This is a genomic window from Candidatus Pelagibacter sp. HIMB1517 (assembly GCF_052047895.1).
Taxonomy (GTDB): domain Bacteria; phylum Pseudomonadota; class Alphaproteobacteria; order Pelagibacterales; family Pelagibacteraceae; genus HIMB114.
In genome coordinates this window covers 63,671-84,885 of the sequence record NZ_JBNAIW010000001.1, presented here as the reverse complement: position 1 = coordinate 84,885, position 21,215 = coordinate 63,671, and the positions used below count along the sequence as shown (strand labels likewise).

Genomic DNA, 21,215 nt, shown 5'->3' with positions numbered 1-21,215 from the left:
CTTTTAAATAACTTCTAATTTTATTAAAATTCCAGCTACAACCAAAGTAATAACTAGCATGGTCATTAGATACATTAGTGTTTTGATCACCTTCTCACGCTGCCTAGCTTTTTTGTCGTGTTGTTGTTGTAATTCGTTTTCGTTCATAAGATTAATTGTAACAAATTATAAGTAATCAGTTATATGTAAAGCGTGCAAAATACAAAATACTTTAAAACGTTTAAACTTCTCATTCCATATCTATGGCCGGATAAGAGAAAAGATTTAAAGCTAAGAGTAAGTTTTGCAATTATTGCATTGATTTTGGCTAAAATTGCAAGTGTCAGTACTCCTTTGGTTTTAGGCGCATCCGTAAATTCACTAACTGAATTAAGCTCAGGCATTAATTTATTTATGTTAGTGCCGATTGCTTTGATTGTTGGATATGGTGCTACACAAATCATTTCTTTTGCGTTTGTGCAAGTTCGTGATGGATTATTTTCTAAAGTTTCACAGCATTCTATACGACAAGTTTCTTTGACGATGTTTAAACATCTTCATAATTTATCATTACAATTTCATTTAAATCGTCAAACAGGAGCACTTGCAAAATTTATTGATCGAGGAACAAAAGGTATCGATTTTCTCTTAAGATATGTTTTGTTTAATGTAGTACCGACTTTTTTTGAAATTTTCCTAGTATCAGGAATTTTATTTTTTCTTTATGGGCCTTGGTATGCCGTGATTACGTTAACTACTATCAGTCTTTATGCTTACTTAACCTTTACGATTACAGAATGGAGAAATGTATTTAGAAAAAGAATGAACCAAGCTGATAATGATATTAGCACCAAAATGATCGATAGCTTGTTAAACTATGAAACGGTTAAGTATTTTAACAACGAGTCCTTTGAATTTAAAAGATTAGATGAATCGTTAGAAAATTATGAAAGTGCTGCTAACAAAACTCGACATGCTCTTTCATTATTAAATATATCACAAACAATCATAATCATGACCGGTATTACTGTTATGTTAGTCATGTCTGCATATGGGATTAAAAATGGAGATATTGATGTTGGTGGATTTGTCGTAATAAACGCCTACATGTTACAATTATACCAACCGCTCAATTTTTTAGGTTCAGTTTATAGAGAAATCAGACAATCCTTAACAGACATGGAAAATATGTTTAGCTTGCTTGAAGTTAAACCTGCAACTCAAGAAGTGAATGAAAAAATTCCTGAAGGAAATACTGCTGAGATTAAATTTGAGCAAGTGAGTTTTGATTATGATGTAAGAAGAACCATTATAAAAAATATTTCATTTACCATTCCTGATGGAAGGAAAGTTGCAATTGTTGGGCCTACAGGAGCAGGTAAATCAACGATTAGTCGATTGTTATTTAAATTTTATGAACCTAAATCCGGTAATATTTTTATTAATGGGATGAATATCAATAAAATTTCACAAGAATCTTTAAGAGGAATTATAGGTGTAGTGCCACAAGATACGGTTTTATTTAATGATACCATTCATTACAATATTGCTTACGGTAATACCAAAGCCAGTGAAGAAGAAGTCATAAGTGCTGCCAAAAATGCAGATATCCATGATTTTATTTCGAGTCTACCAGATGGTTATCAAACGATTGTTGGTGAGAGGGGATTAAAGTTATCTGGTGGAGAAAAGCAAAGAGTAGCAATAGCAAGAACCATACTCAAAAACCCAAAGATATTTTTCTTTGATGAAGCAACTTCTGCACTTGATACAAGTACGGAAAAAGAAATACAAAAAAACTTAGAAAATATCTCAAGAAATAAAACAACACTTATAATTGCACACCGTCTTTCTACTGCAGCAAACGCTGATCAAATTATTGTACTAAATCAGGGCGAAATCATCGAACAAGGAACACATGAAGAGTTGTTATCGCAAAAAGGAAAATACTTTGAAATGTGGGGAAAGCAAAAACCAACAACTTCTTATTAAAGAAATCTAGAGTTTAACTTGTTATTTGGTAATCTCATTTAAATGCTTCGTCTTTCCATTGCAGCTGTTTTAACTTTAATTGCTTTTGCATCCAATTCTGTTCTGAATCGAATGGCGGTTGCGGGTGGTCATATTAGTGTGGGTGATTTTGCCATTTGGAGAGTGAGTGCTGGGGCTGTTGTTTTAATTTTGATTAGTTTGATTTTAAGAAAAAGAGAGGTGGTTAACATCCTGTTTTCTTCTCCAAAGCTTAGAGTGTATGGTGGAATTTGTCTTGCAACCTATATGCTTGGATTTTCATTTGCTTACCTTGAGCTTGATGCAGGACTTGGAACGTTATTGTTATTTGGTTCGGTTCAACTGACCATGTTTGGTGCATCCATATTACTTCGTGAAGTCTTGACGATGAGAAGAATTTTAGGATCTGTGATTGCACTTGGTGGATTAGTTTGGTTGTTGTTACCAGAAGGTAAAATTATATTACCTTTTAATGCAGTTCTTTCGATGATTATAGCTGGAGTTGGTTGGGGTGGTTATTCCTTACTTGGACGACAGGCAAAAGATCCTATCCCAGAAACGGCTATGAATTTTTGTGTAGCCCTTATTATTTGTGTCACGGCATTATTCTTGTTTCCTCAGCCTAGTCCAACACCCACAGATACAACAGGTTTAACTTTAGCAATCATATCAGGTGCGATTACAAGCGGATGCGGTTATTCTTTATGGTACACCATCCTTCCCCATCTAGGTGCTGCACGAGCTGGCCTTGCTCAACTGAGTGTTCCACCCCTTGCAATATTTGGAGGCATACTTCTTTTAGACGAAGTTCTAACTCTTCACCTCGTCCTAGCCAGCTTAGTTGTTATTGGTGGCGTGGCTTATGGATTAATTGAAAAAAAATAAATTAAAAGTTACTACTTTTAAGAATCATAGTAACTTTAATTTATTAGTTAACATTGTATTGGGAAGCTAATGGTTAGAGTTCTTTATTATATTTCCTTACATGTGCTGATTAAATTATGATGGAAATAATTGTTTATATTACTTGTGGTTTAGTTGTTGGCTTTATCTTGTTTTCTTTTTTAAAGAAAAAGGATGGGGGAGATAGCTCTGTTTTAAGTACCCAGCTTAGTGAATTGTCACGTCGCTTTACTGTCCTTGAAGAAGCTGCGAAAAATATGGGTACTATGCAATCTTCCATTGATACGACATTTAAAAACTTTCAGAATATGCTTGATGATAAACAAGAAAGAGGTGCATTTTCTGAAGTAGAGCTAGAGAAATTGTTACGTGATCGTTTGCCTGCAAATTATTTAAAGTTTCAAGAAACATTAAGTAATGGAAAACGAGTGGATTGTTTAATTGATTTTGGAGATGCGAATTCAAGAATTGGAATTGATAGTAAATTTGTTCTAGATAATTTTAAAGTTTTTAAATCATCTGAGTCTGAAGAGGAAATTAAGAAATATAAAAAACTCTTTGAAGAAGATGTGATGAAGAATGTTAAGAAAATTTCAGGTGATTATATTATTCCAGGTGAAACAGCACCACACGCTATTATGTTTGTAAGATCAGAAAGTGTATACCGTTCAATTCAAGACAGCGAAAATGATTTAATGGGAAAAGCGCGTGAGAAAAATGTATTAATTGTATCCCCGTCTTATTTGTGGGGATTACTCAATACCCTTCGTGTTTTTTTAAAAGATAGCGAAATGAATAAAAAAGCTCAAATGATAATTAAAGAAATTGGTTTAATTGGAAAAGATATTGGAAGGTTATCAGAACGAACGGCCGATATTGAAAAGCGTTTTAATCTGGTTGCTGAGCAATTTAGAAACGTAAAAGTTTCAGCAGATAAAATTCAAAGCAGAGCTGAAAAGATTCAAAATTTAGAAGGCATTAAAGTTGAGGAGATAGAAAAATAATGAATTACGTATTTTATGATTTTGAAACCACAGGAAGATCATCAACTTGGGATCAGATTATTCAAGTCGGTGCAATTCTTGTTAATGATACCTTTGATATCTTAGATCGTTTTGAAGCAAGGTGTTCACTAAAACCTGGAACGGTTCCTGAACCTGGCGCACTGTTAGTGAACAAGACAACCCCTGAAATGCTTAAGAAAACAAATTTATCTCATTTTGGAATGGTGCAAATGATGAAAGAGACTTTTGAGAAATGGTCTCCAGCAATGTTTATTGGTTATAATAGTCTTAGTTTTGATGAAGAGTTTTTAAGGAAAACTTTTTTTAAATCTTTAACCGATGTGTATTTAACTAATACCAATGGAAATAAGAGAGGAGATATTTTAGGTTTAGTCAGATCTGCTCATCTTTATTATCCAGAATGTTTAAAGACACCAATTTCAGAAAAAGGAAACGCTGTATTTAAACTTGATCAGATTGCATCCGTGAATGGCATTTCACATGATAATGCTCACGATGCGATGGGGGATGTTTTAGCAACAATGGGGATGGCAAAAATTATTGCGGATAAAGCACCAAGCGTTTGGAAAGCAAGTTTAATGACGATGAGCAAACAAGATGTTGGAAACATTGTTCAAAAAGAAAAGTTGTTTTGTGTGAATGAATATTTTTACGGAAAAGCAAGACCCTTTGTCGTGTCTTTTGTTTGTAATCATCCTGTTTATAATTGGCCTCAGTGCTTTGATTTAAAGAATGATCCTGAAGATTATTTTAATATGGATATGTCTACCCTAAAAGAAGCGATGAAAAAAAGTCCTAAAATTTTAAGAAGTGTAAAAGATAATAAACACCCAATTATTATGAACCCAACTTATGCAAATAATTTTGATACTTATAAGCAACTTGGAATGAAGAAGTTAAACGAAAGAGCTGAGAAGATTAAACAAAATGAAGAATTCGGAAAAAAAGTTTCAGCTATTCTTCAAGAGGAAGCTCAAGAAAAACAAGATTTAGATAGCCAACTTGATGTTCAAGCTGAAGAGTCGATTTATTCTGGTGGTTTTCCAGATGATAAAACCAAGATGGCTTTAAAAGAATTTCAAAAGGCAGAATGGAAAGACAGGTTAGTGATTGCAGATAAGATGAAGGATGAAAGGTATAATTATTTTGCAAAACGACTGATGTATGAAGAAGCACCAGATATCATGCCAAAAGATTTATATAATGAAATTCATCGTGGGATTGCAAAAAGGATTTTAAGTACCAATGATGAAAAATGGAATACCATTCCAAAAGCTTATAACGAACTTGATTCTCTTCGAGCTAAATATGAAGAAGACGGAGATGAAGAGAGACTTTCGATTACAAATGATATCAACAACTTCCTTGAAGAAATAGAGAAAAAATATCAGGAAGCTTAGTTGACACTTTGGGGTTAATGCTTACATTTTCATTATAACAACAAGGAGATTCTTAATGCCAGCATTAAAAGTAACAGATGAAAATTTTGAAGAAACGATTGGTAATAAAGATAAGCCAGTTCTTGTGAAATTCGGAGCAGAATGGTGCGGACCATGTAAAATGGTAACACCGGTATTAAATGAATTAGCAGATGAAATGTCTGATCAAATTGTAATCGGTGATCATGATATTGATAACTCTCCAAATGCACCAACTAAATTTGGTGTAAGAGGAGTTCCTACAATGCTACTTTTTAAAGGTGGAGAAGTTGTAGACTCTAAAGTTGGAGCGGCTTCAAAAGAAGATATCAAAACTTGGATTAATTCTAAAGTTGGATAATTTTTTAAACTAGGAATTTTATTTTAAAGTTCCTAGTTTTTAATTTTTAATCTGTATTTCGCTAAAATTTTTAAATTCTTATCAGTTAGAACTATCTCACCTTCGCTAGCCCCATAATCTAAATGCTCTCCAACAATTACATAATGAGCGCAAAGTAATAAATTTCCATCACCATTCCAATTTTTAATGTATTCTCTTAACTGCCTTCTTTGCTTTGCTGTGTTATGAGAAAACTGCGAACTAAATGTAGAGTTTAATGCTGAGAAAGTTTTAAACTCTCCAAAAAATTGACAGGTTTCCATTGCTCTAAACCATTGTGAACTTAATGCGTGTTTAATGTTAACTTTATTTTTTTTAAAAAGCTTTGAGTATGCTTTTCCTTGTTTAATTCCAAATTTACCTAAATTTCTTTGAGTACTACGAACTCTTACATCAAAGTTATCAGGATCTCCTCCACCTGGAGCTGAGAAATGTCTTAACCATAAGATTTTGTCATTTCCTTTTAATAAATCAAAAAACTTTTGCTCTTCGTTAGCGTTTGAACTTGTGCAAAATATTAAGAATAAAACTAAAAACTTTTTCATATATTTTGTTCTAATACCTTACCTGCAGAATAAAGTGAACCACAAACAACAATGATGGCATTAGGATCTTGTATAGCAAGTTGAGCAATAGCTTCAGTGGCTGAATTATTTGGATTTGCATGAATGCCAAGCTCTTTTGCTTGAGCGATAATATCTTTGGTTTCATAAAAATTTTCTCTAAGTTTAAAACATTTAATCTCGGTCACTAGTGAACTAAAGTTTGAAAGATATGCTTTTAAATCTTTGGAAGTGAGCATTGAAAAGACAAGATAGATTGAGCGCTTGCCTTTAATTTTTTCTAAGTATTCTGCTAATGATTTTCCAGCTTGTTCATTATGACCACCATCAACGATTAAAGTATTAGTTTCTTCATGAACATATGAAAGTAATTTGCCCTTAGTAATATGTTGAATTCTTCCTTCAACTTTGGTGTTTTTTATACCTTCTGAAATCTTTTTATTATCAAGTTTTAAACCAATAGATTTTAAAGCTTTTATTGCAACCGCTGCATTTTGTATTTGAAAAGAGCCTTTCATAGTTGGCATATCAAGATCAATTAAACCATCATCATCTTGATAGATCATTCTGTTATTTTCTACGTTGACATTAAAATCTTCAGAAAAAATATATTTTTTTATTTTTTTTCTTTTTAATTCCTCATCAATGTAACCTAGAACTTCACTACTTTGTTTTGTGATAATGACATTGGAATTGTCTTTAATAATTCCGCATTTATTATGAGTGATTTCTTTAAGCGTATCTCCTAAAAAATCTTTATGATCCATACTAATAGGGGTTAGTACTTGTGCTTTTAGATCTTGATAATCAACATTGGTACTATCATATTTTCCACCAAGCCCAGTCTCTATAATATTAAAATCACAGTTTGCTTCTGCAAATGCTTTAAATGCAATACAAGTTATGTATTCAAAAAAAGTAATATCTTGATTGTTATTTGCCTTATCAACTTCTATGACGTAGTTAATAAATTTTTCTTCATCTAAAGGTTCACCATTAATTAAAAATCTTGTCAAAAAATTATAAAGAAAAGGAGATTGGAATAAAGCAACACTATAACCATGGGCTTGTAAAATTTCTTTTAAATAAAATGCCGTACCTCCTTTGCCATTGGTTCCAGTTACAGTAATTACATTTTTTAGTTTTTTGTGAGGGTTACCAAGATCATTTGCAAGCCTTAAAACACGATCAAGCTTAAGTTCAATCTTATCAGGATTAAGCTCATAAAGTTTATTTAAAATAAATTGTAATTTTTTGGAGTGAGACACTGCACTACTGATTTACAGCTTGTGCTTCTTCTGAACTAGAGAGTGTAGAATGCTGTACGTGTTCTTTTTTTAGAAGAATAGAAACTAAATTTGAAATAACATTTTTTTGATCTTTTCTGTGTGTAATCATATCAATTGCCCCAGTTGTAATCACATGTGATGCAGATTGAAAGTCTTCCGGTAACGGTTCAGAGATTGTTCCTTGAACAACACGTTTTCCAGCAAATCCCCAGATTGTTTTTTTACCTGGTTCCATAATATGAAAATCACCAAGAGAACCAAAGCTAGCACTCACTCCACCAATATTTACATTTGCGACTACAAAATAAGGAATTTTATTTTCTTTTAACATTTGAACACCAAGAATTGTTTTTGGCATTTGATAAAGCGCAAATAAGTTTTCTTGAAGAGCCGCTCCTCCTGTTGTGATAAATACTGTGAGTGCTGACACTTTATTCTTAACTGCATATTCACAAGCTTCATAAAAATTTTGACCAGACTGCATACTCAATGTTCCACCGTTAAAATTAAAATCAAATGATGAGCAAATCATATCTAATCCGTTTACTTTTCCGTGGGCTGATACAAGAGATGCAATTTGTTTAGTTTTCTTTTTTGCAGATTTAAGTTGGTCTTTATAAGCTTTGAGTTCAGTTTTAAATTTATTAGGGTCTTCTGCTAGTCTTTTTGTATCTATCATTTCATAAGAAGCATTATCAAAAAATATTTTAAATCTATCATCCGCACTTATTCTAAAATGATAATCGCACTGGGTGCAAACGTGCATATTTTTTTTAAGCTCTTTTCCTAAAAACATTTTTTTACATTCAGGACAAGAACTCCACAGATCAGCGTTTTCGATTGTTTTTTTCTTAAATGAATCTGATAATTTTGCACCAGCAGCTTTTGCTTTTGATAAAATTTTATCTAACCAGTTAGTCATAATTTAAGTTGTTTTAGCATAAACTTTAAAACTTTGGCTACAATGTGATTGTTGTAAAAATGTTGATTTTCTTATGCTATTTTAGACTTCAATTTCATTACCATTTTTTTGGCAGCAATTGCTGGCTTTTTTCTACGATTAACCGAATCTGTAATTGTTTTACAAAGTGCACTTCCAACAACAAGTCCATCTGATTTTTTAAGAGATGCGATGGTTTTTTCTGTAATACCAAAACCTATGACAACATTTTTATTTTTATTTAGTCTTTTAATTTTTTGGTAATTTTGAATAATTTTTTTTGGAGCAACTTTCAATTTGCCCCCCGTAGTAGATAACATACTGATGTAATAAACCATGTCATGAGAATCTCTGACAATTTTTTTTAATCTCTCATTCGAAGTTGTTGGCGCGACTAATTGAATAAAATTAATTGATTTTTTTTTACACTTTGCAGCAAAATTTTTATTTTCTGGCCAAGGAAGGTCCACAACGATCAGGCCGTCAACTTTATTTTTTTTACACTGATTAATAAAGTTTTGTTCACCAAATTGTTTGATTGTATTAAAGTAACCCATCAAAATGATTGGTTTTGCAAATTTGAATTTTTTATACTGATTTATAATTTTAAAAATATCTTTAATTTTAATTCCATTTTTTAAAGCACGGTGCGAGCAGTTTTGTATCTGACCACCATCTGCAACTGGAGTATTATGAGGCATGCCCATTTCACAAATATCTACATATGGAGAGATAGATTTTAAAATTTCCAATGAATTTTTGTGAGTATTATCTCCTGCAACAGTAAAAGTTAAAAGAGCAGGGCGCTTTTCTTTTTTACAAATTTGAAATGCTTTTTTAATAAGACTCATATTAAATTTTCTTTCCTAATCTTTTTTTTAAAATATCCCTGTCCTTTTTGGCATCACCACAACTGTTAACAATGATTACTGTATCTTTGCTTAACTTTGGTGCGATTTTAATCGCTTCTGCGAATGCATGCGAAGGCTCAAGAGAAGGTGAGATATTTTCAAATTTTGTCACGAGTTGATGAGAGTGTAATGCTTCTTCATCAGTAGCACTTGTGTATCTTGCTCTTTTTGTATCTTTTAAAAAACAATGTACTGGCGAAATACCAGGGTAATCTAAGCCAGCACTAATACTTGCAGTATTACTGATTTGACCTTCTTTATCTTGAATCACATATTGAGCTGCACCATGAAGGATTCCAACTTTTGCATTCGTGCTAAGCGGTGCCGCATGAAGTTTGCTATTTTTGGGACCACCCGCTTCAACTCCAATCATTTCAACTTGATTTTTGTTATAATCCATAAATGAATTCCAAAAACCTAAAGCAGAACTTCCTCCACCAACACAGTTGATAAGTTTCATTTTTTTAGGAATTTTCCCAAATTCTTTTTTTACTTGAACAATAAGCTCTCTTGAAATTTGCGCAGTACTCCATGCACAAATTTTAATAAAAATATTAGGACCAACAGTCGATCCAACACACATGTGAGTAGTATCACAATTTGATACCCAATATCTCATACATTCACTTACTGCATCAACTAGTGTTTTACTTCCTGTATGAACTGGAACAATTTCTGCACCATTTTTTTTCATGGCATCGCAGTTTGGTTTTTGACGCTCAATATCTTTAGCGCCCATAAATATTTTACATTTAAGGCCAAATTTTTTTGCTGCCATAGACAACATTTTTCCAGCATAACCAGCGCCGGTATCGCCAACGATATATTTTTTACCTGCTTTTTTGCAAATTAATGCATGTACTGTTGCATTATAAATTTTATGAGCACCACCATTTGCTTCAGCTACAACTTTTGCCCAAATTTGAGCTCCACCTAAATGATTAGTTAGATTATTAAGTTTTATAAAAGGAGTAGGAGCTCCAACATAATTTTTAAAATAATAGTCTCTTTGCTTTAAAAATTCTTTATTTTTTCTAAGTTTTTCAAACAGTATTGTTAAATCTTCTACAGGCTTCTTAAGTGTCTCTGGAATAAAGTTTCCACCAAATTTTCCGCCATACATATAACTTTTGTCATGCTGGTCTATGACTGGAATACCTTTTCTAATTTTCATTTTTTTTTAATTTATTGAAAAATTGTTTAATTTTTTCTGGGTCTTTTATACCCTTTTTTGTTTCTAGACCAGAATTTACATCAATCTTATCAGTATAGAGCAGAGCTGTCTCAATATTATTTATATCTATTTTTCCTGCTATAAAAAAATTTCTATTTTCTAAATCTTTTAGCATTTCAAAATCAAACGGCCCACCATTTTGACCCATACTTGGCGTATCATAGAGAAAAATATCAGCAGATATAAATTTTTTATTTGTTTGAAGATCTTCTTTCTTGTTTACTTTGATTACTTTGATTACTTCAAGGTCTGTTTCTTTTTTTATTTGTTGAATAAATCCTTCAGTTTCATCTCCATGTAACTGAATAACATTACAGTAGTTTGAAATTTCTTTTACTTGTTCTATAGATGGATTTACCATTACAGCCACTTTTTTAATATTGTCTGGAACATTTTTTGTTAATGATTTTAGTTGTTCAATTGAAATTGACCTTGGGCTTTTAGGATAGTTGATAATAAACCCTATCAGTCTTGCCCCTTGTTCAATGCATAGTTTTATGATTTCTGGATCTGTTTGACCGCAAACTTTTATAGTTTGTTTCATGAGTCTAGGTGTTGAAAAAGTCTTTTAAAATTATTTTTAATATTACCTTTGATTAAAGACCGACCCATTACAATTCCTATGGCACCATTATCAAAAGCAAATTTTGGAGTTGCAATTCGTTTTTGATCACCAGATTGGTCGCCAGGAAGTCTTATTCCAGGAGTAATCGATGGCAACTTAGAAAGCTTTTTTATTTTTTTAGATTCATGCGGACTACAAATCATTGCATAAGCACCTGCTTTTTTTGCAAGTTTACTAAGATGAATAACAAGTTTATCTAATTTCTTAGTATGACCAATTTCAGATAGGTTTTTTTTATTCATACTAGTAAGTACTGACACTGCTAGAAGCTTTGTCTTGCCAGAATATTTTTTTGCTAATTTTATTGCATCAGAACCTGCGCTTGCATGAATGGTGATGTAATCAGCTTTTAAATCTCTTAAAGATAATATTCCATTTTTAACGGTATTAGGAACGTCATTAAGTTTTAAATCTATGAATTTTTTATATCCCTTTAATGATTTAATAAAATTTCTTCCCTTATCAGAATAAAGAATTTGGTAACCTGCCTTGATACCAATCTCATATTTTTTTAATTTAATTTTTGGAATGGATTTGATGATTGATTTAGCTTTTAATACTGAGCAATCAAGAGCAATAAAAATTATTTTTTTATTCTTCAATTTTTTTATCCTTATTGATTCTATAATTTAATAATTTAGAACTTTTCCATTTTACTTTATTTTTTTCTTCAATTTGAATTGCTTCTCCAGTCTTTGGGTTTCTTGCATTTCTCGCTGGCATTTTTTTAACTTTAAAAGTACCTAGCCCTCTTATTTCTATGTTTCTCCCTTCAGAGAGAGCATTACTCAAATATTTAAAAATAGACTCAATAATATGTTCAACATTATTATTAGGGATTTTTTGAAAATGTCCTTGAAGATCTTTTACAATATCTGATTTTACAAATGTTTTTTTAGACATTTCAATAAAGTATTGAAATTATTATAGATTTAGATTGTAAGAAAAGGAAGGGTTAATCTTTTTTCTGATCTTTTTTCTCTAAAGCTTCGCCTAAAATTCCAGCTAATGATTGACCAGAACTTGTAGAACCGTACTTTTCAATAGCTTCATCAGCTTGTTGTTGCTCTAGTTTTTTTACAGATAATTTTACCCTTCTTTTATCAGCATCTAACTCTAGGATTGCTGCATCAATAGAGTCACCTGATGAAAAACGGTTTGGTCTTTGATCTGATTTTTCTAATGCAAGCTCAGATTTTCTAATAATTGTCTGATATCTATCAGGACCAACATCAACTTTTAAACCATTGTCTTGAACTTCCACAACTCTTGTTGAAACAATATCACCAATTTTTTTATCATCAAAGAATGAGAAAGGATCTTTTTTAAGCGCTCGGATTGATCCATTTACTTTATCATCTTTAATATCAATTATTTTTAATTCTACTTCATCACCTTTGTTAAAATTATCTAAAGCTTTAGAGCTTTCAGCATAATCTAATTGTTTATAGTGAACAAAGATATCGATATCACTGTCACCAGTATTACAGAAAATGCCAAAATCTTTTTTTGTCACTACTTTTGTTTTAACAGTAGTTCCAATAGGATATTTTGTAATAAATTCATCTACTGGATTTGGTAAGCAATCTTTGTAACTTAAAGCAATTTTTCTCTTTTCAGTATCAACTTCTTTTAATTTCACTTTAACAGTATCACCAATTTTGAATGCAGATTTAGGATTAACATTTTTTTGCATATGTTTAATTTCACTGGAATGAATTAGTCCAACAATACCTTCTTGCATTTCTGCAAATGCACCAAAATCAGTTAATTTTACAATTTTAACTTCATATTCATTGCCAATTGAAAACTTATCTTTAATCGTTTCGAATGGATCTGGAAGCATAGCTTTAACAGATAAACTCATTCTCATATTTTCATTATCAATTTCTAATACTTTGACTTTAATTTTTTCTCCAACTGTAAACATATCGTTTAAGTTTGTGATTTTAAGATGAGAAACTTCTGAAGAGTGAAGTAAACAATCCAAGCTTTCAATGCTCACGAAACATCCATATGATTGAACTGCCTTGATAGTACCTTCCACAACATCACCAACTTTGTAATTTTTGATTACTTTTTCTTTATTTTTATTTTTTTCTTGTTCAATGACTTGTCTTCTACTTGCAATTACATTCATTCTCACATTATCAATTTTGATAATTTGAAATTCCATGGGTTTATTCATGAACTCATTCATGTTTTTGATTGGCCTATCAGCGACTTGTGAATTTGGGCAAAAAGCAAATACACCAAAGATTTCTACAACTACTCCACCTTTAACCGTATTTTTAATAATACCACTAACTTTTTCTTGTTTTTCAAAAGCTTCTTCAATTTTTTTCCAAGATTTTGCTCTTCTTGCTTTTTCGATACTTAAAACAATGTTTCCATTTCTATCTTCTGTTCTCTCAAGAAAAACTTCAATCTCTTTACCTTCTTCTAAGCTATCTAGTTCAGCATGTGGAATTTCATTAATGTCTACTAATCCACTAGATTTAGCTCCTTTAATAAAAACGTGAACATATTTATCATCAACTTTTTCTACTGATCCTGTCACAATAGAATTGTCTTTTAAAATTATGTTTTCTAAATTTTCTGAAATTAATTTTGCGAATTCTGAATTATTATCTTGATTATATACTTTTAAACTACTGTCTGTTCCCACTAATGTTTTTTTATCTCTCTTTCTATTAATAACGAAATTTTATTAATTGAGCGGCTGATATCATTAAAAGAATTGTCTATCAAGATGCTATCTTTTGTTTTTTTAAGTGGGCTTATAGCTCTGGTAGAATCTGCTAAATCTCTAGCTTTTAGAGCCTTTAAGATCTCTTGATAATTAACATTTTTCTCATTTTTCTTACTTTTTAACTCTAAATATCTTCGTTTTGCTCTAACTTTAACATCACAATCTATATAAAGCTTAATGTCAGAAAAATTATTAGGTATTACAGTTGATGTTATGTCTCTACCACCAACTAATACGATTTGTTGAGGGCAATTAAAAATAAGGTCTCTTTGCACTGGTAATAATTGTTGACGGATAATTTTAATTTTAGCTATTTCAGATACTTTATTTGATACAGCAATAGAATGAAGTTTAGGATTTTGTAATTTTGAAATACTGACTTTTTTTAAATGTTTGACTAAATAATTAGCGTTAATTTTTTTTTTCTTACTTTGTAAATGAATTAAAGTTAAGTAGCGATATAATAAACCACTATCTAAAAAAGTTGCTTTTTTTGATCCAAATTTTTTAACTAATTTTTTTAATATTGATGTTTTTCCGCAAGCTACTGGTCCATCTGCGGCAACAAGAATTTTCTTACCTTTATTATATTTTAAATCATTAATAGTTTTTAAAAAATTTGGAAAACTTACATTTACTGAGTCAAAGTCATTAATCTGTATTTTTTTTCTTGAGACTGCAGCTAAACAAAAGAAAGCCATACATATACGATGGTCTTTAGAATAATCCTTGATAATTGGAATTTCACTAGAGTAGAACCTGTTATTAATACCATTAATTATTAAGTTGTCTTTTACTCTAGTAACATTAGCACCACATAATATTAAGTTTTCATACATAACACGAAGTCGATCTGACTCTTTAAACTTTAGTTCTGTAAGATTATTAAAAATACTTTTAGTCTTACAAAATAATGCAACTATCAATAAAATTGGAATTTCATCAATAATACTTGCAACTTCATTTGGTTTAATTGTGATGCCTTTAAGGTTTGGAGAATATGAGGCTGTTATGTCGCCAATTGGTTCACCAAAATAGCTTTTCCTATTTGTAAACATTATTCTGGCGCCCATTTTTTTTAAAACCTTTATAAATCCTATACGATATGGATTGAGACAAACATTTTTAATTTTAATTTCAGAGCCTCTAGTTAAAATTGCGATAGCAATTAAAAAAGCACTTGATGATGGGTCGGACGGAATATTATAGTTTTGAAGAGGTTTTAAAAAACGTCTTCCTTGAACTTTAATGATCTGTTTGCTTTTTTTATTTTGAACTTTAATTGGATAGTTAAGGTACTTTAAAAGTCTTGAAGTATGATCTCTTATGTTTTTTGGAGCCTCTATTATGGTTTCGCCATAACTTATCATTCCAGCAATAGTAGCAGCACTAACCATTTGAGCTGAGGGTTTTTCAATTTTTACGTATGATTGAATGCAGTTTTCATGACCTTTGATTTTAATCGGTAAATATTGACCATTTGTGGGCTTTAAGTTCATTAAAAACTGTCTTAAAAATTCTAATCGGTAAGGCCTTTTACTTAAGCTTTTATCACCTATAATTTTTGCGTTAACCTTTGAGCCTGCTATTAAAGGTGTTAATAATCTTAATGTAGTTCCACTATTATTAAATGAAATTTTAAGTGTTCTTTTGCTATAATAACCAATTCCCAAACCATAAACTGTATAAAGATCTTTATTTCTTATTACTTTAATTCCAAGAGCTTTAATTGCTTTAATTGCAGTCTCAGCATCTTCACCAGGATTTTTGATTTTAATTTTACTGATCCCATAGGCAATACTTGCAAAAATTATACCTCTAATACTTAGTGATTTATCGCTTGAAAGCTCAACTAATCCTTTAATACTAATATTATTCTCAGGTATTAATTGATTTGATTTTTTAATTGCCATTGGATTATTAGATCAATATATACCCACTAAAATAACATTCAAAAAGATATTTTAATGGCTGATAAAAAATTTGGACAAAAAAGAGTTTGCACAAACTGTGAAGTAAAATTTTATGATCTAAATAAGAAATCACCTCTATCATGTCCGCACTGTAATTCAGAGATTGTAATTGAGGATGAGCTGTCCTTTGTGCAAAGTCCACAAGTGAATCAGCAGCAAAATAAATCAAATGTTAAAGACGAGTTTGCAGATATAGATAATGCAGATAGTGATTCAGAAGATCAGGATGAAGAAGTAATTTCGTTAGATGATGCAGCCATAGAGGAAGGATCAAAAAATTAAATTTTAAAACCGCTACCTAAATAATATTTGATAGCTTTTTCATCTTTCATTATAATTTTAGGAGAACCTTCTACCATTATATTGCCATCTCTGATGACTATGCAATGATCTAATATATCCTGAATGGCAAAAAAATTATGATCAGTAATTATTACTGATAAGCCCATCTCTCTTAACTCTAGAATAAATTTTTTAATTGATGATATACTTAATGGATCGAGTGCAGCCATTGGCTCATCAAGTAATAATATTTTTATATTTTTATTACAAATTCTTTGTAATGTCGAAATTTTTTTATATTCACCACCAGACATATTGTTTGCTTTAACATCTGCTAAATATTGAAGTCCAAAATAAGAAAGGAGTTGAAAAATTTTACTTTCTATTTTATTTTTATCCTTAATATAAAGCTCCAATATAGCATAAAGATTTTCATAAGCTGTCATATTTCCAAATAGACCTTTATGTTGTTCTAGAAGACTAATACCTTGCAAAGCTCTTTTATGGATTGGAAGTTCATTAATTATTTCATTATTTAATATAATTTTGCCTCGATCAGGAAATATTTTACCGACTATTAAATTAAATAAAGTCGATTTTCCGGCACCGTTTGGTCCTAATAGGCCTAATATTTGTCCTGAATTGAGTGAAAAAGAAATATTTTTTAAAATAGGTTTTCCTCCTAAAGATTTTGATATTTGTGAAATTTTTAAAATCTCATTATTTTTTTCTTTATTTTTAACGCCAAATCTCATTATGTTTGATGAGACTAGATGTAAATTAGATTTATTTATTTTAGTTATAATTTTTTTTTGATTATCATTTACAGTTTGTTTTAAAACTAAAATATCTTTTTTTTCATTTACCAAGTAATTTTTTTTTAAAACAAGTTTTTTTTCTATAAGAGTATCTGCTTTAATTTTAATTTTTGTTTTTTTTATTTTATTTTTTTCTTTGTCCATAAACTCTATCTTTTTTATTTTTCATGAGTAATTGCAAGTTATTTGTCTCGGCATCAAATTCAGCAAAATCACTTTTGATCAAATTTACGCCATCTCTATATATTACTTCTTCTAGTTTAATCTGGTTTTTATTTGCATAAAAAATTGCTTCAACTGCTACTATCGTCCTATCTTTATTTGAAATAATTACCCTTTGATAATACCTGATATTTTTTGAATTCTTAGCATAAGTGGCTTTTTCAGATTTGATATTTAAAATTGATTTATCTTTAAGCTTGGTAAAACTGTGTACATTTTCTAATTCTATTAGATTTGGCTTTTTTTTTGAAATATATGCTACTTTACCCCTCGTAATAAAGTCCGTCCCTTTATTGGACGTAGTTTTATACTCCACATCAGAAAATTTTGTCATGCCACCTTCTAAATTTGAAACAATATCTTTATTTTCACTTACACTGTCATTAATTTTGATTGATCCTTTATTCTTATTTAAATAATGACCATAGAATACCAATGTTAATAACACAGTAATTAATATTAAAAAATTTGATATATTTTTTCTTGATATCATTTGCCCAAATACTCAATAATAGAGTGCAGACTCACTAATCCTTTAAATTTATTTTTAGATTTTACTAAAAGAATTGTAATCCTTTTCTCATTCATAATTGAAAGAGCCTCAGTGGCCAAAGTATTTTCATTTATATATTTGGGATTTTTGGTCATAAATTGACTTACTTTTAAAGAACTAATATTTTTATATTTTGAAGCAGCTCTCGCAGTGTCACCATCTGTAACAATAGAAATTCTTTTAAATTTTTTATCTTTTACTAAAGCACATCCTAATCTTTTTGAAGCTATAACGGATAAAACTTTTGAGAATGATGCATTGCTATCTACAAATGGAATACTATTTCCAGTTATCAAAAGATCTTTAATTGAGGTCAATGATTTTCCTATTGAGCCACCTGGATGTGTTTCACCAAAATTTTTAATTTTAAATTTTTTTAGTTTTCCAACTGAAATAGCTAGGGCATCCCCAATAGCAGCGAGCACAGTTGTTGAGCTGGTTGGCACAAGTTTAAAATTATCATCTCCAATTTCTTTAACGCGTGGATAAATAATATTAATATCGGAATTTTTAAATAGTTGAGATTTTTTATTTGATGATATTCCAATAATTTTAATTTTATATTTTTTAGCAAATCTAAAAATTGTAATTAGTTCATTTGTATTGCCGCTATTTGATGCAATAATCAAAGTATCGGTTTTTTGAAGATTTCCTAAACTTCCATGATTTGCTTGGTTTGCATCAAGAACATAACTTGGTATGCCTAAACTACTAAAGGTACCGCAAGTTTTTTCTAATATTAATTTTGATTTTCCAACACCAGTAAAAACAATATTTCCTTTTGTATTAAAAATCAAATTTACAGCTTTTGAAAAACTAGAATTGATATTTTTATTGATTTTTATAAGTGCGTTTATCTCTTCTTTAATTAATTTTTTACCAAAGTTTAGAATTTGTTTTTCTGATTTCATATTAATGCTCAAATATATCTGTTTGTAAACCAGCAAGATCTAAATCTGTTCGAGTTTCTAAAAATTGAAAACATTTTTCAGCTAAATATTTTTTATTTTCTCTGATTAAAATTTTTTCTAATTCAGATTTGATTTTATGTAAATAAAGTACATCTTTGCAGGCATAAGATATTTGCTCTTCTTTGTATTCTTCAATTTTTTTACCCCAGTCTGATGTTTGATATTCTTTTGACAAATTAACACTTATCAGATCGCGACATAAATCTTTTAAACCATGATGAGGAGAAAACTTCCTGCAAATTTTAGAGGCTATTTTTGTATCAAAAATGTTTTTTACATTAATATTGAGATGTTGTTTTAGAAAACCTAGATCTGCTCGACCAAAATGAAATATTTTTTTAATATTACTATTTTCTAAAATTTCTTTTAAATTTGGAGCATTATAATTATTCTCAAATTTGATCAGATGAACAAAATCTGATCCATCACAAAGTTGAAGAAGCTGAAGCCTATCTGTTTTTGGGTCTAAGCCACTGAATTCACCGTCAACTGCAATGCTTGAGGCATTTTTTAAGCTTGTATCAGCATCTATATCAGATAGATAAAATTTATAATTATTCATAATTCAATTATTAATTGTATACATGAAACCTATAAAAAAAATTAGTTTTTTTGGTGGCGCTGGCTTCATCGGCAGTTCTATAGTTAAAATTTTAGCAAATAAAGGGTTTGAAATTAAAATTGCAACTCGTAATCCCTATGATGAGGATGTTATTCAATTAAAATCTTCATGTGGAGATCCGGGTCAAATATCGCTGCACAAAGTTAATATAAATTCAAAAGATCAGATAGAAACGTTTATAAAAGACTCAAACATCTGTATCAACTTGGTTGGTATTTTGTACGAAAAAAGCCAAAATACTTTTCAAAAAATACATACTGAATTTGTATCTAATCTAGTTGAAGCAGTTAAAAAACAAAATTCAATAAAACATTTTATTCACTTTTCGAGTCTTGGAGTAAAGAGTGGTACAGAATCAAAATATCTAGAAAGTAAATTTAAAGCTGAGGAGTTGATTAAAGAAAATTTAGAAAATTATACCATAATCAAACCCTCGGTAGTTTACGGGGGTGGAGAAAATGATTTTACAAATATGTTTGCTAAATTAGCAAAATTGTTTCCAATTATTCCTTTGGCAAATTCAAATGTAAAATTTCAACCAGTTTATGTTGGAGATATTGCAAAAGGTATTGAAAAAATTATTGATGAAGAAATTAAAAAAGAAACTTTTGAATTTGTAGGAGATGAAATATTTACCTTGGAAGAGCTTGTTAAAATTATATCAAACGAAATTAGAGCAAAAAATATTATTATCCCAATTCCATCCTGGGCAGGAAGAATTCAAGGTAGAATTTTGCAATTAGCGCCAAAACCTATGCTAACGCTGGATCAAATAAAAACTTTAGAATCTGGAGATAATATAGCCACCAACAATAATAAAACTTTAAAAGATCTTATAGTTGATCTTGAAGGTATAAGGAAAATTATTCCAAATTATTTATATCGATTTAGACCAGAGGGACAATTTTCTTCTTAAGAGAAAGAATAGAATAAAAGCCCAGCTCCTAAAATAAGTCTTAGAATCACAAATAGAGTTAAGCTATTGTTTTCAACAAAAGATAAGAAGACTTTAATACTTAAAAGCGATGCGATTAGTGAAAAAGAAAACCCAATCAATAAAATATTTATAACTTGTGAGTTAAGGTTTGTTATTGTTTCTACTGCTCCTAAAGTTGTAGCCGCCAATAATACAGGTATAGATATTATAAATGAAAACTTTGCTGCATGAGTCCTAGAGTACCCCAAGTATCTTGCGCATGTTATAGTAATGCCCGATCTACTTGTGCCAGGTATTAATGCAAGCACTTGCGCTAAACCAATATAGAACGCATTTTTATTTGGTATATTTTGTTCATAGCGTTGCGTAACCTTAGTTTTATCTGAAAGGTATAAAATAATTGAAAAAAAGACTGTAGCAAAAGCTACAACTTTTATATCTTGAAGGAAAATATTTAAATTCAAAACCTTAACTATTAAACCAAACAAAACAACCGGAATAGTTGCAATTATTATATTTTGTAAAAGCTTTAAATTTTTTAAAATATTGAGAATTTCTTTTTTAAAATAAAATATTATTGCAATAAGAGAGCCTGCATGAACTGATATGTTAAATAAAAGATTAAGATTTTTATCTTCCAGATTTATAAGCTGTTCTAAAAAAACTAAAATTCCGCTAGAAGAAATGGGCAACCATTCAGTTATTCCTTGTATTATTGCTAAAGCTATTAAAGGTAAATAAATTGAAAAACTCACTATGATTTTCAATTATTATCATTTAGCATTTAA

The 21,215-nt window shown here is 30.1% G+C and carries 23 protein-coding genes; 7 read left to right on the top strand and 16 right to left on the bottom strand.

Features of this window, described 5'->3' with window-relative positions:
* Positions 1-3: 3 nt before the first annotated feature.
* Positions 4-147, bottom strand: a complete 144-nt coding sequence (locus ACTTAT_RS00425; protein ID WP_440679072.1) for a hypothetical protein — start codon at positions 145-147, stop codon at positions 4-6.
* Positions 148-192: 45 nt separating this feature from the next.
* On the opposite strand from ACTTAT_RS00425, the gene ACTTAT_RS00420 reads away from it, so the two are divergent.
* The 5 genes from ACTTAT_RS00420 to trxA all read left to right on the top strand — a co-directional run bounded on the left by ACTTAT_RS00420 (position 193) and on the right by trxA (position 5,696).
* On the top strand, positions 193-1,971 hold the full coding sequence (locus tag ACTTAT_RS00420) for an ABCB family ABC transporter ATP-binding protein/permease (RefSeq protein WP_440679071.1): 1,779 nt from the start codon (positions 193-195) through the stop codon (positions 1,969-1,971).
* Between the two features lie 42 nt (positions 1,972-2,013).
* A complete protein-coding gene (locus ACTTAT_RS00415) occupies positions 2,014-2,874 on the top strand; it encodes a DMT family transporter (protein WP_440679070.1) in 861 nt (286 codons plus the stop codon).
* A gap of 116 nt (positions 2,875-2,990) precedes the next feature.
* Positions 2,991-3,896: a DNA recombination protein RmuC gene (gene rmuC / locus ACTTAT_RS00410; RefSeq protein ID WP_440679069.1), complete on the top strand. Its 906-nt coding sequence runs from the start codon at positions 2,991-2,993 to the stop codon at positions 3,894-3,896.
* The gene (locus ACTTAT_RS00405; protein ID WP_440679068.1) at positions 3,896-5,317 is read left to right on the top strand and encodes an exonuclease domain-containing protein; all 1,422 of its coding nucleotides are present in this window, start codon (positions 3,896-3,898) and stop codon (positions 5,315-5,317) included. Before rmuC ends, ACTTAT_RS00405 begins: the two co-directional genes overlap by 1 nt.
* A 55-nt stretch (positions 5,318-5,372) precedes the next feature.
* Complete coding sequence (gene trxA, locus ACTTAT_RS00400; protein ID WP_440679067.1) at positions 5,373-5,696, top strand: thioredoxin; 324 nt, start codon at positions 5,373-5,375, stop codon at positions 5,694-5,696.
* A gap of 32 nt (positions 5,697-5,728) precedes the next feature.
* Here the strand turns inward: trxA and ACTTAT_RS00395 are convergent, their stop codons facing one another.
* The 10 genes from ACTTAT_RS00395 to ACTTAT_RS00350 form a co-directional block, all read right to left on the bottom strand.
* On the bottom strand, positions 5,729-6,280 hold the full coding sequence (locus ACTTAT_RS00395; protein ID WP_440679066.1) for a histidine phosphatase family protein: 552 nt from the start codon (positions 6,278-6,280) through the stop codon (positions 5,729-5,731).
* Positions 6,277-7,566 (bottom strand): bifunctional folylpolyglutamate synthase/dihydrofolate synthase, encoded by a 1,290-nt coding sequence (locus ACTTAT_RS00390; RefSeq protein ID WP_440679065.1) that lies wholly within the window; start codon positions 7,564-7,566, stop codon positions 6,277-6,279. Before ACTTAT_RS00390 ends, ACTTAT_RS00395 begins: the two co-directional genes overlap by 4 nt.
* A gap of 4 nt (positions 7,567-7,570) precedes the next feature.
* A complete protein-coding gene (locus ACTTAT_RS00385) occupies positions 7,571-8,509 on the bottom strand; it encodes an acetyl-CoA carboxylase carboxyltransferase subunit beta (RefSeq protein ID WP_440679064.1) in 939 nt (312 codons plus the stop codon).
* Between the two features lie 71 nt (positions 8,510-8,580).
* The gene (trpA, locus tag ACTTAT_RS00380; protein ID WP_440679063.1) at positions 8,581-9,378 is read right to left on the bottom strand and encodes a tryptophan synthase subunit alpha; all 798 of its coding nucleotides are present in this window, start codon (positions 9,376-9,378) and stop codon (positions 8,581-8,583) included.
* A 1-nt stretch (position 9,379) separates the two neighbouring features.
* The gene (locus ACTTAT_RS00375; RefSeq protein ID WP_440679062.1) at positions 9,380-10,612 is read right to left on the bottom strand and encodes a tryptophan synthase subunit beta; all 1,233 of its coding nucleotides are present in this window, start codon (positions 10,610-10,612) and stop codon (positions 9,380-9,382) included.
* Positions 10,602-11,216, bottom strand: a complete 615-nt coding sequence (locus tag ACTTAT_RS00370) for a phosphoribosylanthranilate isomerase (protein WP_440679061.1) — start codon at positions 11,214-11,216, stop codon at positions 10,602-10,604. Before ACTTAT_RS00370 ends, ACTTAT_RS00375 begins: the two co-directional genes overlap by 11 nt.
* Positions 11,213-11,899, bottom strand: a complete 687-nt coding sequence (gene pyrF, locus ACTTAT_RS00365) for an orotidine-5'-phosphate decarboxylase (protein WP_440679060.1) — start codon at positions 11,897-11,899, stop codon at positions 11,213-11,215. The genes ACTTAT_RS00370 and pyrF overlap by 4 nt, the downstream gene beginning before the upstream one ends.
* Positions 11,889-12,200, bottom strand: a complete 312-nt coding sequence (locus tag ACTTAT_RS00360; RefSeq protein WP_440679059.1) for an HU family DNA-binding protein — start codon at positions 12,198-12,200, stop codon at positions 11,889-11,891. Before ACTTAT_RS00360 ends, pyrF begins: the two co-directional genes overlap by 11 nt.
* A gap of 52 nt (positions 12,201-12,252) precedes the next feature.
* Complete coding sequence (locus ACTTAT_RS00355) at positions 12,253-13,965, bottom strand: S1 RNA-binding domain-containing protein (protein ID WP_440679058.1); 1,713 nt, start codon at positions 13,963-13,965, stop codon at positions 12,253-12,255.
* Positions 13,965-15,962: a (d)CMP kinase gene (locus tag ACTTAT_RS00350; protein ID WP_440679057.1), complete on the bottom strand. Its 1,998-nt coding sequence runs from the start codon at positions 15,960-15,962 to the stop codon at positions 13,965-13,967. The genes ACTTAT_RS00355 and ACTTAT_RS00350 overlap by 1 nt, the downstream gene beginning before the upstream one ends.
* Positions 15,963-16,016: 54 nt before the next feature.
* On the opposite strand from ACTTAT_RS00350, the gene ACTTAT_RS00345 reads away from it, so the two are divergent.
* Positions 16,017-16,304: a TIGR02300 family protein gene (locus ACTTAT_RS00345; protein WP_440679056.1), complete on the top strand. Its 288-nt coding sequence runs from the start codon at positions 16,017-16,019 to the stop codon at positions 16,302-16,304.
* On the opposite strand, the gene ACTTAT_RS00340 is transcribed toward ACTTAT_RS00345, so the two are convergent.
* From ACTTAT_RS00340 to ACTTAT_RS00325, 4 genes are read right to left on the bottom strand one after another with little or no spacing between them, the layout of a single operon-like run.
* Entirely contained in the window at positions 16,301-17,266 is a 966-nt protein-coding gene (locus ACTTAT_RS00340; RefSeq protein WP_440679055.1) for an ATP-binding cassette domain-containing protein, read from the bottom strand. The genes ACTTAT_RS00345 and ACTTAT_RS00340 overlap by 4 nt on opposite strands.
* Entirely contained in the window at positions 17,247-17,837 is a 591-nt protein-coding gene (locus ACTTAT_RS00335) for a hypothetical protein (RefSeq protein ID WP_440679054.1), read from the bottom strand. Before ACTTAT_RS00335 ends, ACTTAT_RS00340 begins: the two co-directional genes overlap by 20 nt.
* Positions 17,834-18,808 (bottom strand): SIS domain-containing protein, encoded by a 975-nt coding sequence (locus ACTTAT_RS00330; protein ID WP_440679053.1) that lies wholly within the window; start codon positions 18,806-18,808, stop codon positions 17,834-17,836. Before ACTTAT_RS00330 ends, ACTTAT_RS00335 begins: the two co-directional genes overlap by 4 nt.
* A 1-nt stretch (position 18,809) precedes the next feature.
* Entirely contained in the window at positions 18,810-19,430 is a 621-nt protein-coding gene (locus tag ACTTAT_RS00325; protein ID WP_440679052.1) for a ribonuclease D, read from the bottom strand.
* A 22-nt stretch (positions 19,431-19,452) separates the two neighbouring features.
* Between ACTTAT_RS00325 and ACTTAT_RS00320 the strand changes: the two genes are divergently transcribed.
* On the top strand, positions 19,453-20,406 hold the full coding sequence (locus ACTTAT_RS00320; protein WP_440679051.1) for a complex I NDUFA9 subunit family protein: 954 nt from the start codon (positions 19,453-19,455) through the stop codon (positions 20,404-20,406).
* Here the strand turns inward: ACTTAT_RS00320 and ACTTAT_RS00315 are convergent.
* Positions 20,403-21,182: an undecaprenyl-diphosphate phosphatase gene (locus ACTTAT_RS00315; protein WP_440679050.1), complete on the bottom strand. Its 780-nt coding sequence runs from the start codon at positions 21,180-21,182 to the stop codon at positions 20,403-20,405. The genes ACTTAT_RS00320 and ACTTAT_RS00315 overlap by 4 nt on opposite strands.
* Between the last annotated feature and the right edge of the window lie 33 nt (positions 21,183-21,215).

Coding starts and splice junctions, on each gene's coding strand:
- ACTTAT_RS00425 (WP_440679072.1), bottom strand. CDS start 147: ATGAACGAAAACGAATTACAACAACAACACGACAAAAAAGCTAGGCAG.
- ACTTAT_RS00415 (WP_440679070.1), top strand. CDS start 2,014: ATGCTTCGTCTTTCCATTGCAGCTGTTTTAACTTTAATTGCTTTTGCA.
- rmuC (WP_440679069.1), top strand. CDS start 2,991: ATGATGGAAATAATTGTTTATATTACTTGTGGTTTAGTTGTTGGCTTT.
- ACTTAT_RS00405 (WP_440679068.1), top strand. CDS start 3,896: ATGAATTACGTATTTTATGATTTTGAAACCACAGGAAGATCATCAACT.
- trxA (WP_440679067.1), top strand. CDS start 5,373: ATGCCAGCATTAAAAGTAACAGATGAAAATTTTGAAGAAACGATTGGT.
- ACTTAT_RS00395 (WP_440679066.1), bottom strand. CDS start 6,280: ATGAAAAAGTTTTTAGTTTTATTCTTAATATTTTGCACAAGTTCAAAC.
- ACTTAT_RS00385 (WP_440679064.1), bottom strand. CDS start 8,509: ATGACTAACTGGTTAGATAAAATTTTATCAAAAGCAAAAGCTGCTGGT.
- trpA (WP_440679063.1), bottom strand. CDS start 9,378: ATGAGTCTTATTAAAAAAGCATTTCAAATTTGTAAAAAAGAAAAGCGC.
- ACTTAT_RS00375 (WP_440679062.1), bottom strand. CDS start 10,612: ATGAAAATTAGAAAAGGTATTCCAGTCATAGACCAGCATGACAAAAGT.
- ACTTAT_RS00370 (WP_440679061.1), bottom strand. CDS start 11,216: ATGAAACAAACTATAAAAGTTTGCGGTCAAACAGATCCAGAAATCATA.
- ACTTAT_RS00360 (WP_440679059.1), bottom strand. CDS start 12,200: ATGTCTAAAAAAACATTTGTAAAATCAGATATTGTAAAAGATCTTCAA.
- ACTTAT_RS00350 (WP_440679057.1), bottom strand. CDS start 15,962: ATGGCAATTAAAAAATCAAATCAATTAATACCTGAGAATAATATTAGT.
- ACTTAT_RS00345 (WP_440679056.1), top strand. CDS start 16,017: ATGGCTGATAAAAAATTTGGACAAAAAAGAGTTTGCACAAACTGTGAA.
- ACTTAT_RS00340 (WP_440679055.1), bottom strand. CDS start 17,266: ATGGACAAAGAAAAAAATAAAATAAAAAAAACAAAAATTAAAATTAAA.
- ACTTAT_RS00335 (WP_440679054.1), bottom strand. CDS start 17,837: ATGATATCAAGAAAAAATATATCAAATTTTTTAATATTAATTACTGTG.
- ACTTAT_RS00330 (WP_440679053.1), bottom strand. CDS start 18,808: ATGAAATCAGAAAAACAAATTCTAAACTTTGGTAAAAAATTAATTAAA.
- ACTTAT_RS00325 (WP_440679052.1), bottom strand. CDS start 19,430: ATGAATAATTATAAATTTTATCTATCTGATATAGATGCTGATACAAGC.
- ACTTAT_RS00320 (WP_440679051.1), top strand. CDS start 19,453: ATGAAACCTATAAAAAAAATTAGTTTTTTTGGTGGCGCTGGCTTCATC.